The 12,735-nt window shown below is 44.5% G+C and carries 7 protein-coding genes and 1 pseudogene; 4 read left to right on the top strand and 4 right to left on the bottom strand.

What is annotated here, in order from left to right; translation table 11 throughout:
- Positions 1-56: 56 nt before the first annotated feature.
- Entirely contained in the window at positions 57-2,000 is a 1,944-nt protein-coding gene (locus FD12_RS13200) for a DUF1565 domain-containing protein (RefSeq protein WP_056983443.1), read from the bottom strand.
- A gap of 140 nt (positions 2,001-2,140) precedes the next feature.
- Here FD12_RS13200 and FD12_RS13195 point away from each other — a divergent pair, with 140 nt between their 5' ends.
- Positions 2,141-2,944 (top strand): helix-turn-helix transcriptional regulator, encoded by an 804-nt coding sequence (locus tag FD12_RS13195; protein ID WP_056983442.1) that lies wholly within the window; start codon positions 2,141-2,143, stop codon positions 2,942-2,944.
- Between the two features lie 135 nt (positions 2,945-3,079).
- On the opposite strand, the gene FD12_RS13190 is transcribed toward FD12_RS13195, so the two are convergent.
- Positions 3,080-4,246, bottom strand: a complete 1,167-nt coding sequence (locus FD12_RS13190; protein WP_054748398.1) for an ROK family transcriptional regulator — start codon at positions 4,244-4,246, stop codon at positions 3,080-3,082.
- 1,002 nt (positions 4,247-5,248) lie between these two features.
- Here FD12_RS13190 and FD12_RS13185 point away from each other — a divergent pair.
- On the top strand, positions 5,249-6,631 hold the full coding sequence (locus tag FD12_RS13185; protein WP_202813474.1) for a sugar porter family MFS transporter: 1,383 nt from the start codon (positions 5,249-5,251) through the stop codon (positions 6,629-6,631).
- 233 nt (positions 6,632-6,864) lie between these two features.
- Here FD12_RS13185 and FD12_RS13180 read toward each other — a convergent pair whose 3' ends face one another.
- Both FD12_RS13180 and FD12_RS13175 read right to left on the bottom strand, forming a co-directional pair.
- The gene (locus FD12_RS13180) at positions 6,865-8,085 is read right to left on the bottom strand and encodes an MFS transporter (protein WP_056983440.1); all 1,221 of its coding nucleotides are present in this window, start codon (positions 8,083-8,085) and stop codon (positions 6,865-6,867) included.
- A 90-nt stretch (positions 8,086-8,175) separates the two neighbouring features.
- Positions 8,176-10,701 carry an excinuclease ABC subunit UvrA gene (locus FD12_RS13175; RefSeq protein ID WP_056983439.1) on the bottom strand — a complete coding sequence of 842 codons (2,526 nt, stop codon included), beginning with the start codon at positions 10,699-10,701 and terminating at the stop codon, positions 8,176-8,178.
- Between the two features lie 468 nt (positions 10,702-11,169).
- Here FD12_RS13175 and FD12_RS13170 point away from each other — a divergent pair, with 468 nt between their 5' ends.
- Both FD12_RS13170 and FD12_RS13165 read left to right on the top strand, forming a co-directional pair.
- Positions 11,170-11,940, top strand: a complete 771-nt coding sequence (locus tag FD12_RS13170; protein WP_056983438.1) for an acetoin reductase — start codon at positions 11,170-11,172, stop codon at positions 11,938-11,940.
- Positions 11,941-11,969: 29 nt separating this feature from the next.
- A pseudogene (locus FD12_RS13165) lies at positions 11,970-12,680 on the top strand (methionine ABC transporter ATP-binding protein); the annotation flags it as partial.
- Positions 12,681-12,735 lie beyond the last annotated feature (55 nt).

The raw sequence follows: 12,735 nt of genomic DNA, 5'->3' as shown, positions 1-12,735 counted from the left end.
TTATCTGTTAACCATCCTTCACTCGCCAAATGACGAAGCTGGTGAAATGTACAAATTTAAAAACCACTGAATTTAAGCTGATTCATTCCGGGCTTTAGCTGATTAATTGGGCCCGCAATTCTCAGACTCGCATTTTTATCACGATTAATATCTTCATCAATTCTGACTTCAGAACCATCGCGATTTTCAAAATCTGCATCTGCCAATCGAACTTTTCCAAGCGATTCGGTATCTTGAATTGGCACTAAAAAGTCAATTAATTCTGGTGGAATGTTGATTTGTAGCCCAACCGTTGATTTCTGAACTGACGCCTTCAATTTGGCCTGCCATTCAGTTTGTTGAATAGTCGTTTGTTCCTGATCAAAGGCTTGGGCACCGCCAAGATAAACGTTGTGATCAATATATGCTGGCTGACGAATCGTTTCAAACAACTCGATATCTCCAGGAAGTCGTTGCTCGACAGCAGCCTTAAATTCAGCCATCGAGGTGGGACTCCCATTGTAGATAGCAGTTCCAATCTGTTTATTCAAGTCAGGGTCATTTGGCTTGCCAATAAAAATATTATTCAAATATCGATCATCCCCACCATAAATACAGGCGTATCCCTTGATGAGGGTCGAGTGTGGCTGATGGTATGGCGTCGTTCGATTCAAGACAGATTGAATCAGGACTTTGCCCGCAATCAAATTGTTAACAAACGCCCCACCCTGTGAGAATTCATTAATCGCCTCATTCGACAAGAGCATATTATTATCAACCAAGAAAGGACCATGATTCACCTCGAAAAGTAAATCGCGCAAATTTTCTGCATACACGTTTTTGGTGATCCTGGTTCCCTGCGCCTGCCAATCCAGCCATGTACCAAGTGAACATTGATTGCACAGGTTATGTTCGATGATGGTATCAATTGGTGCATGCAATTTTAAGGCCGCAATTTCCCAGCCACCAAATTCATAACGGGTCCCAATTTGGTAGAAATGATTATCAGAGATAGTTGAAAAGGCCCCACCCAAGAACCCAATCACACCAGCCTGACCGCAATCATGAATTTGGTTATGGCGAATGATATGGGACCCAATATGGTCCTTGTCCCAGTTTTGAGCATACGCATGAAACATGGCTTCGATTTGATACTGATATCCCGGCCGATCATGCTTGGCCGCAAATTGATTTTGTTTTGACTTGCTAATTGGCACAGACCCCAGACTAATTCCACAGCACTTTGAATCATGAATGTCATTGTTTTCGATGACCCAGCCTTTGGACCAGTTGACGCCAATCAAGCCTTCTTGTTCTGCAGTTGGCGGCGCCCAATTTGTGGCTGCCTGCGCCATTTCAAATCCGGCAACCTTGATATAATTCAGACCCGTTTTTTGAGGATAAAAGCAAAACTTTCGAACACTGATTTCCACGGTTTGTTTATTAACATCGATCTCATGACAATTGATATAAATCGTCGTTTGGGTAGCTCCAACCTCGGCAAACCATTTATATTTGCCACTTTGGTGATTTGGATTAGGAACGGTCTTTTGGGTAATGTATTCCCGTACCTGACCTGCAGCAATCCCCGTTGCCATCTCGTTGTAATCATGAGCTTCAAATAGCGCCTTGCCATCTACAAACACCATTCCCGCGTGACAGCCATTTCCCTGTTCAAGCCAGTCGCCATTCAGCTCAAACGCAAAGGGATTAAAATTCCCAAAAATCTGATTGTCAACAACTGCTTTCCAAATGCCATGCCCCATATCTTCCCAATGAGTCACAATCTCAGAGCCTTTAATGATTACGCGCTCATTGCTTGCGGCTTGGTAAGTGATCATTTTTTTCGGACTGCTTCCGCCGACTTGTGGATTGACCCACTCTCGATAAGTTCCCTGATGGACAAGGATCGTATCGCCAGGTTGAGCCGTTTGTGCTGCCTGATTAATCGTCAGAAACGGGGCTTGCTTTGACCCAGGATTTTGGTCATCGCCACTCTTTGAAACATGATAAATTGTCAATGAATAGCACTCCTCCCAAATTCAATGATTGAACGACCTGTACGCTGTTCCTCTCTAACTTTACAGCGCTTACAATTTGCATGATAGCTTGATTTTTGTTATAAATGAGACAATATTTGTCATTATCGAGGTGACTTCAAATGGTATTATTCCAGCATTTTGGCTTGGAATCCAAACCAATCTTCAAACATTTTGATGTTACAGACTTAAATTATCCGATTCATCTACATCGAGCATTTGAAATTCTCTACGTCAGAAGAGGTCAAGTTCAAGAGCAAGTTGACGATCATGTCTATCATATCAATCCCCGCCAATTCATCATCGTTTTTCCAAATCAAATTCATGGATTTGACATGGCTCCGAACACAACAGCGACCATTATTTTATTTTCTCCAGAAATCATCAGTGCGTTCAGTGAGCAGTACACTGACCAAGTGCCAGATAATCCGGTTATTTTTGATAGTACCCCGCCAGAATTTGAACATATGAACAATATTTTTGGCATTAAGAGTTTTCTTTACGGATTGTGTAATAAGGTTGTCGAACAAACCCGCCTTGCCCCTCGAAAAGCATCTTCCCAGTTGACAACTATTCATTTAATTATTGACTATATTAACAACCATTACCAAGAAGAATGTACGCTAAAGCAAATTTCAGCTGCGATTGGCTATGATTACGTTTATTTGTCTAAATTATTCCAAAAAACGATGAATATTTCATATACAAAATATTTAAATAGTTTTCGAATTTCAAAAGCCCGTGAATTGCTTAAGAACTCTAATGAGGCCATCACTGACATTGCTTTTGCTGTTGGCTATTCCAACCTGCGAACTTTCAATCGCAACTTTAAAGAATTAAACGGCAATAACCCTGCCGAATACCGGAAATCTTCTAAAACAACCAAGTATGCCAAGGCGATTCAAGAAAATTATATTTCAGGTTAATCTTCAATAATAACCATACCATTTCACAACCGCTTCAATGCGACTACTACCTCATATGAAAGGCCCTGCAAGCAAAATCCTCCAATTAGGATTTACTTGCAGGGCCTTTTATTAACCGTGTCAACCGGTCGCTCACTACTCTTTCAATTCAAACGCCAAATCATAGTCGTCCATATTCAATACCCGATGAGTCACCAACGAGCAGCAACCCAACAAGGTCGCGTAACCTGAATGCACGATTAATCGAATTGGAATCTTCATCCCCAATTTCTGAGTGTTGGCAACCACATCATCAAAGAGTGCTGGGATCGCTTCAATGAGTGGTGAATTGATATACAGCTCCTCGGGGGCAAAACTAATGGCCACGTTGTAGATGACCCGAGAAATGGCATACGTAAAGTGAACCAATTCTTTTTGAACAATCTGATCACCGGCTTGATTCATCTTAACCAAGTCTTCTCTGGTCAGGTGTTGCCGCTTTGTTTGAGCTTCCACCTGATCAATAATGGCATCCTCGGAACAAAAATCTTCCACTTTATCATTCTTATTATCCGTGAAATTTTCGGTAAACATCAATGAGCGGCCAATTTCACCCGCTTCACCGTTAAAGCCACGATACAACTGCTTATCGAGGACAATCCCGGCACCGATTCCTTTATGAATACTAATGGCGACAATATTATCCTTATCGCGGCCATCGTTAAAGTCCCGCTCATAGATGCCTGAAAGATTGGCTTCATTTTCCAAAATAACGGGAACATCAAACTTGGTTGAATATCGGTCAGCTAAATCCACCCCGTCCATATCAATGAAAGGTGAATTCAGAATTTGATTATCCTGCACAATCCCGTGAATTGAGAACCCAATTCCAAACAGGCCGTGCTTAGTTTGATCATTTTGAAACGAAGCCGCCAGTTGCTGGTCAATTATGTCCACAATTTGATGAATATTGCGGCCACCAACCTCAATTCGTTGGTAGTAAAAGACTTTACCATTGACATAATTGCCCATCACGTGAAGGTGACGAAACCCTAGGTCAAAGTTCATCGTGTAACCATAGCGCTCATTGATTTTAACCAACACCGGCTTGCGGCCACCGGCACTGGTAGATTCACCGGAACCAACCTCTTTCAGGATGCCTTTTTCATCCAACTCATTATAAAGGGCCGAAACCGTTGACTTATTTAAATTCAACGTTCGCGAAATGTCGATTCGTGAAATATTTTTATTATTAAAAATTTGTTGGAGAACCAAATCCAGGTTTTGCTTGTGAAATAGCTCCCTCCCCGTTGCATTTGTCATTGATTTTATTCCTTCCCTTTTACGTTTACTAAAATTTCATTCTTTACTAACTCTATACTCTACAACTAATATACCAAGTTTGGCAACAATGATGTTATCAAAAGTATAAGCCATTTATCTTGGTGAAAATTAGGTTGAGATGTAAGCGATTGCTTTTCAAAAATAAATGTGCTAATATTCCCTTCGTTGGAAAGTTCATTCAACAAACCAACTATCTCAATCAACTTACATTGTTTGTTTCCCAGTGTCAATAGTTTAAAGCCAAGAGACCTTTCAAAAGTTAATAATCAGTCAATTATTGGCGCAAGGATCGCCTCCTGGTGGCAGTGAATTAGGACAGCTGCTCAAAGCAGGAATCTGCATGTAAGCACCACTGAGAAAAATTCCAAAATCGGGAATTTCCCTCAGCGGCCACTTACACTCCGATCCCTAACCGCTTTGTTCGGCTCACTATTTTTAGGACAGCTTACCAAAGCAGAAGTCTGCACGTAAGCACCTCAAGCAAAAATTCCCAAACCCGGAATTTCCGCTTGAGGAGACTTACGCTCCGACTTCTAACCACTTTGTTCAGCTCACTATTTTTAGGACAGCTCCTCCAAGCAGGGATCTACATGTAAGCACCTCGAACAAAAATTCCAAAAACCGGAATTTCCGTTCGAGGAGACTTACACTCCGATCCCTAACCACTTGGATCCGCTCACTATTTTTAGGACAGCTCCGCAAAGCAATAACCTGCACATAAGCACCACAACCAAAAATCCAAACCCAGGATTTCTGATTGTGGAGACTTATGCTCCGGTTATTAACCGCTTTGCTCTGCTCACTTATTTCTAGGACAGCTCCGCAAAGCAATAACCTGCACATAAGCACCACAACCAAAAATCCAAACCCAGGATTTCTGGTTGTGGAGACTTATGCTCCGGTTATTAACCGCTTTGCTCTGCTCACTTATCTTTTTAAGGGGTGCAAAATATGGAAAATTCTTCAAAGCCACAAGTTAAGATTCATAAAGTATCAGCTGGATTTGTCTACTTCTTTGGAGCTTTGGGTGGACTACTATTTGGATACGATACCGGAGTTATTTCCGGAGCGATCCTCTTTATCGAAAGGCAACTACATCTAGATTCATGGCAGCAGGGCTGGGTCGTTAGTGCCGTATTACTTGGCGCGATCTTGGGAGCTGCCGTGATTGGACCAATGTCTGATCGGTTTGGTCGGCGAAAACTCGTTTTGTTATCAGCTATTATCTTCTTTGTTGGGGCGATTGGCTCCGCTTTTTCACCAGAATTTTGGACACTGATTCTATCGCGAATCATCTTAGGAATGGCCGTTGGGGCTGCCTCTGCCTTGATTCCAACCTATTTGGCAGAACTATCACCTGCCGATAAGCGAGGCTCAATGTCTAGTCTATTTCAATTAATGGTTATGACTGGAATCTTCTTGGCTTACGTTACTAACTATGGCCTATCCGGCTTCTACAGCGGTTGGCGTTGGATGTTAGGATTTGCGGCCGTTCCAGCAGCCTTGCTATTCTTTGGTGCCTTGATCTTGCCAGAAAGCCCCCGTTTTCTGGTTAAGGCAAACAAGCCTGAAGAAGCTAAACAGATTCTTAAGATCATGAATAAAAAGAACCCTGGTGTCGTGGACAGTGAACTCGCTGACATCAAGGAACAGGCAGCCATCAAGAGTGGCGGCTGGAAAGAATTATTCGGTAAATTAGTTCGTCCTTCCCTCGTGATTGGAGTTGGGTTAGCTATCTTCCAACAAGTCATGGGCTGTAACACCGTGCTTTACTACGCCCCAACTATTTTTACCGACGTTGGCTTTGGTGTGTCTGCCGCTTTAATTGCCCATATCGGGATTGGAATTTTCAACGTAATTGTAACCGCTATCGCCGTGGCAATTATGGATAAAATCGATCGCCGCAAGATGTTAAACATCGGTGCGCTGGGAATGGGCGTCTCTCTACTGGTTATGAGTTTTGCCATGAAGTTCTCTGGTCACAGTCTGACCGCCGGCGTAATCTGTGTTATCGCCCTCACCATCTACATTGCATTCTTCTCCGCAACTTGGGGCCCTGTAATGTGGGTAATGATCGGTGAAGTCTTCCCATTAAACATTCGTGGGTTGGGTAACTCCTTCTCAAGTGTGATCAACTGGAGTGCCAACATGATCGTTTCATTAACCTTCCCACCATTGCTTGACTTCTTTGGTACCGGAAGCCTGTTTATCGGGTACGCCGTTCTCTGCTTTGCTTCAATCTGGTTCGTTCAAAAGAAAGTCTTCGAAACCAGAAACCGTTCTCTCGAAGATATCGAGGAAACCTTGCGAACTCGAATGGCAAAATCAGATGCTAAAAATGTGGAAGCACACACTAGTAACTAATTGCAGTTAATGTGAAAAAAGCTGAGGGTGGGACCTATGTTGATCTTCAATCAGTGATCATCATTTGGACCGCCACTGATATTCAGATAAAAGCTGCGACAAACGGCTGATCCCGGCCATTTAACAAGAAAAACCAGTTATTCCAACATCAGGAATAACTGGTTTTTCTCGTTAAATTCTGGGATCAAAACGCCTGTAGTCCCAGTCTGAGCTTTTTCATATTGATTTTCAAATTAAAGGCCTTGATGATCCCTGCTAACCAAAGCTTTCAGTCGTTTGGTTGCCAAGGCACAAATTAATAAAAATAATAACAAGAAGATCGGAAACAACTTCATCCCAACCATCCCCGCCAACCAGCCAAATACCGGTGGCATCGTGGTTGTTCCTGTGTAGGCAGCCGCCATTTGAATTCCCATCGCCGTTTGCGAATGCTCAATGCCAAAATTAGTTGGGGTTGAGTGTAAAATTGCCGGCCAAATTGGCGCACAGCCCAGCCCCACAATCACTAGGCCAACCATGGCAAATGCGTAACCAGTATGAGGCAATAGCAGCATGACAATCCCAATTGCAATAATTGAATAACCCACACTGGTTAGCCAATAATCGCCAACTCGATTCGAAATGATCCCGGCAATGAACCGACCAACAGTGATCCCAATATAAAATAGAGATCCAGCCTTGGCAACCGTGACAATATCCAAATCGTGCGTCTGAACCAGAAAAGTGCTGGCCCATAAACCCGTTGTCTGCTCAATCGTCGAATAAGCAAAAAAGGCAAGAATTGCGGCCCACATCCCGGGAACTTTGGTCATTTGTCGATTTGAAATCTGCTTAGACTCACCAACAATTTTCCGGTGGTGAGCCTCAGTTTGGCGCCACAACGGTAAACTGCAGAAGACAATCACGGCAATCGTCAGTTGGATGCTTCCAACTATGACGTAACCGAGATGCCAGCCACCACTGGTACTTAAGCTCTCGCCCATGATAGCTGGGCTGATAATTGTCCCGACACCCCAGAAGCTATTTAACCAATTGAGCTGCCGAGAATTATAATGCAGGGCAACAAAATTGTTGGTAGCCGCGTCGATTGCACCAGCACCCAGTCCATAAGGAATTGCCCAAAGACATAGCATGAAGAACTGATTGGAAAGTGAAAATCCCAACATGGCAATCGCCGTTAGTAAAATACTTATAAAAGTCACAACCCCGGCACCAAATTTAAGGGTCATTCTAGTCGACAGCAAGCTTGATATAATCGTATTAGCCGCGATGATCATCGTGATAAAGCCAGCGTACGAGGCCGGCACATTCAGATCCAAATGCATGTCTGGCCATCCCGATCCGAGCAACGAATCTGGCAACCCCAGACTGATATCAACTAAATAGATCACCAAAAGCAGTAGCAACACCTTTGAGATTAACCCGCGCTTTTGCGTTGAACGTGATTGTGGCATGTGGCTTTCCTCCGGGGACTCTGATTGATTTCAGCATATCAAATGGGGAGGGAATACTCAAAATTAATTTGAATTCAAAACGGCGTCCATTTAAGATTGGTACTTCTCAAATTGCGCCCTCAGATACCTCGTCGTCAAACTCCGGGGATTTTTAATCAATTCCTGTGGCTGGCCTTTCGCCACAATTTTGCCACCTTGATCACCACCGCGGGGACCCATGTCAATCATGTAATCCGCGTTGGCCATTAAGTCTAGATCGTGGGTGATCATCAGCACGGTGGCACCTTGGTCGATGAGTTGAGAGAACACCTTCAGCAACACCCGCACATCCAGTGGGTGCAAGCCCACCGTCGGCTCGTCAAAGATAAATAACGTATCATTCTGGCTGCGTTTCATGTGCGAAGTGAGCTTCAAGCGCTGGGCTTCCCCACCGGACAAACTTGGAGTGGCCTCACCTAAATGGAGATACCCTAATCCCATCTGCTGCAGCACATTCAGAGTCTGAGCCACCGATGAATTATCTTTAAACAACGCAATTGCGTGATCAATATCGTAATCCAAGACATCCGCAATTGACATTCCCCGCCACTTCACCGCGAGGACTTTATGATTGAAACGTTTCCCATGACAAGTCGGACAAACTTCAACCATATCCGGCAGGTATTGAATATCCAGTGAAATCTCGCCGGTACCCCCACACGTTGGGCAAGCGCCTTGTTTATTGTTATATGAAAAATAGCTGGCAGAGTAGCCGGCTTTTTTGGCAGCTGGCAAGCCTGCGTACAGTTTTCGCAAATTATCCATAATATTGGTGTAAGTTGCCACAGTTGACCGGGCATTCTTCCCAACCGGCGTCGCATCCACACTGACGATGTGTTTTAATTTCGCGGGCTCAAACTTTGAAATATAATCTGGCATCGTCCGGTGATGGAATTTTGCTTGAAAGGCATCCAACAACCCATCAAGGACAAGGGTTGTCTTACCCGCACCAGAAAAACCAGTAATGGCAATGAGGCGATTGACGGGGAACTGGGCAGTCACATCGTTTAAATTGAATTTGTGGGTAATCGTCAAAGAAACGCTGCCCTTGGCAAATACATCGTCTTTTGCAACCTGGCGGGTCACCAATTTGCCCTCACCAGTCAAAAATGGCCGAATCAACGACTGTTGACTATGATGAATTTGTTTTGGGGTTCCCTGATCAATCACAGTCCCACCATTGGCGCCGGAACCCGGACCAATTTCAATGATCCAGTCAGCGGCATCAATAATTGCCGTTTCGTGATCAACGACGACCAGCGAATTACCCTGATCGATTAATTGATGAAAGATTTTGATCAACCCAGCGACGTTATCCGGATGCAACCCAACCGAGGGCTCATCCAATACATAAAGGACGCCAGTGGTCTGGGTGCGCAATGTCCGCCCCAACTGAATTCGTTGCAGTTCACCGGTTGAAAGGCTGGCGCCAGCTCGATCCATCGTTAGGTAATCGAGACCCAGATCCAACAGTGGTTGAACTTGATTGAGTAACTCGGTAGTCAGGTTATTCGCTAATTTTTGCATATCCGCCGGCAGCCAAGCTTTAATTTGCTTCACGAAATCTGGCAGGTCGCTTAATGGCATTTTACTTGCTTCGGCGATATTCTTACCAGCTACCAGCTGATTGAGGCGGTCAGGGTTAATTCGCGTCCCATGACAAACCGGGCACGTGAAGAACCGGTAAAATCGATTCAACCGCTTCAAAGCAACCTCACTTTTAGTTGTTCGCATACTATCTTCGATGGCATTATAGGCATTTTCGTACAGCGCGTTATCCATATGAAAGACGCGGCCATTTTTGCTGGGAATGTCGATCGCATAATGCTTCTGGCCACCATGCAAAACCATTTCCCGTTCCTTATCAGTCAGCTGATTATACGGAACGTCGATTCGAACCCCGGCGGCTTGAGCAACAATTGGCATGAAGTTTCGCCCAGGCGTTCGCCATGCAGCAACTGCGCCATCTTTAATGGTTTTGGTTTCGTCGCCAATCAGCCGGTCAGGATCAAGCTGTTTGGTGATCCCCAGCCCCTGACAATTCTTGCAGGCACCATCGGAATTAAAGGCAAAGTCTTCCGCGCTAAAAGCATGAAATTTGACGCCACAAGTCGGGCAAGTGATGACGCCCATCGTGTCGTCTTGTTTATCCATTGCCTCGGCAATATTGATTGTTGGTGGTACTTGGTGACCATTGGGACACTTTGGTGAGCCTAATCGGGAATAAATCAACCGCAAGACATTGAAAATTTCGGTCATGGTTCCAACTGTCGACCGGGCACCTGGAACAGTTGGCCGTTGACGCAGTGCGAGTGCAGACGGAATATGGCGGACTTCTTTGACATTTGCCCGGCCAACTTGGCTGATCCGCCGGCGGGTATAGGTTGCCAAAGAATCAAGGTAGCGGCGAGCCCCTTCTGAATAGAGGATCCCCATCGCCAGTGACGATTTCCCTGATCCCGATAAGCCGGAGATCGCGACAAATTGATGTAACGGAATGTTGACCGAGATGTTTTTCAGGTTATTGACGTTGCCGCCGATGACTTCGATTTGAGTTGGTTGAGATTGATATGACATATTGGACTCCTTTCGAAAATTCATTTGGACATTGTTATAATCTAGGTTATCACTAGAATTTAATTCCCGCCAAAGATTCCACATCATTTCGATTTTCCAAAATGAGTTGACAAACCGAAATGAACCTGTTAGTTTTATCAGTGTTATCTCATTTGATTTTAATAATGTTATCTAAACAATTTGATTCGGAAAGTAATTACCAAGCATTGTTCAGAGAGTCGGCAGTTGATGAAAGTCGATCTTTGTGCGGGAATGAAAATGGCCGATGATTGGCTGACGCGATCGGGATCCTCGAAAGCGGCAGACGGAGTGGTCTTCGTTAATAGACACACCATTTCTTACGAGAGATGGTTGAAGAGACTTTTTTAGGTAACTGATTAAGTGAACTCAGGATGGCATCGCGATCAAGCGCTTCTGTATTTGATACAGAAGTGCTTTTTTTATTGAAAAATTTAAGGAGTGATAATGATGACAAAATTAGCAATTGTGACTGGTGCGGGACAAGGAATTGGTGAAGGAATTGCTCATCGGCTGGCCAAGGACGGTTACGCCGTAGCTGTCGCCGACATTAACCAGCGGACGGCCAAGAAAGTTGCCAAAGATTTGAAAGACGCTGGCTTCAAAGCAAAAGCCTACTACGTTGACGTTGCCCATCGGGATGAAGTCTTTGACCTGGTTAAAACAGCCGTTAAAGATTTGGGTGAACTGGCTGCTTTCATCAACAATGCTGGGGTTGCCTTTATTGATTCATTTGTCAACTCGCGCCCCAATGACGTCGAACGCTTATTAGATGTTAATCTGAAAGGAACCTACTGGGGTGTTCAAGCAGCTGCAGAACAGTTTATCAAGCAAGGCCACGGTGGTCGGATTGTCAACGCAGCCTCGCTGGCCGGTGTTGAAGCCTCTGCCCTGCAAAGCGCCTACTCAGCCTCAAAATTTGGTATCCGTGGTATCACCCAATCCGCGTCCAAAGAATTGGCAAAATACCAAATCACTGTCAATGCATATGACCCGGGAATTGTCCGCACCCCACTTCGAGACGGTATCGACAAGCGAAGTGCCGAAATTAACGGAATCACCGTCGAACAGCAACGCGCCAACTGCCTTTCGGAAATTTCCCTGGGTAGAGAGGCGACGCCGGCAGATGTTGCCGAAGTCGTTTCCTGGTTTGTTTCCAAGCACGCTGCCTATATCACCGGCCAGTCTTTGCTGGTCGATGGCGGTATGAGATATCAATAAAATAAACTCTAACTAAGGGAAGTGAAAATATGCTAAAAGCAACAAATCCAATTATCGACCTTCACGACGTCAGTGTAACGTTCCAATCAAATGGGAAGACACTGCACGCCGTTAATCACGTTAACCTACAAATTAATCAAGGAGACATTTATGGCATTATCGGTTACTCAGGAGCAGGTAAAAGTACCCTGGTTAGAACGATCAATCTACTGCAACAGCCAACCACTGGTACCGTGACGGTTAGTGGCCGCCACCTTCAGCAGCTTAGCAATCCCGATTTGCGAACAGCCCGCAAAAAAATTGGGATGATCTTTCAGCACTTCAACTTACTCAATTCCAGAACTGTGTTGAATAACGTTGAATATCCCCTCTTGAGCCAATCAATTAATAAGCATGATCGCCGAGCAAAGGCGAAAAAACTCCTCGAATTAGTTGGGTTGGGTGAATTCGAAGCTTCTTATCCCGAACAGTTGTCCGGCGGCCAAAAGCAGCGGGTCGCCATCGCCCGGTCGTTAGCCAACGATCCAGATATCTTAGTCAGTGATGAAGCCACGAGTGCCTTGGATCCTAAAACGACTAACGATATTTTGAAATTGCTCAAGCATCTCAATGAAACTCTTGACCTCACCATCGTCTTAATCACTCACGAAATGCAGGTCATTAAATCCGTTTGCCAACACGTTGCTGTTATGGATCAAGGCAAAATTATTGAACGCGGTCCTGTGGCTGACGTGTTCTCAGAAACTGTTTGAGATCTAAATTGAGTTTTGGTATACTTTTGCAAAAAAGGAAATT

Source organism: Lentilactobacillus rapi DSM 19907 = JCM 15042 (genome assembly GCF_001436255.1).
GTDB lineage: Bacteria > Bacillota > Bacilli > Lactobacillales > Lactobacillaceae > Lentilactobacillus > Lentilactobacillus rapi.
The sequence above is the reverse complement of the archived record's forward strand: the minus strand, read 5'-3'. Positions and strand labels throughout refer to the sequence as shown.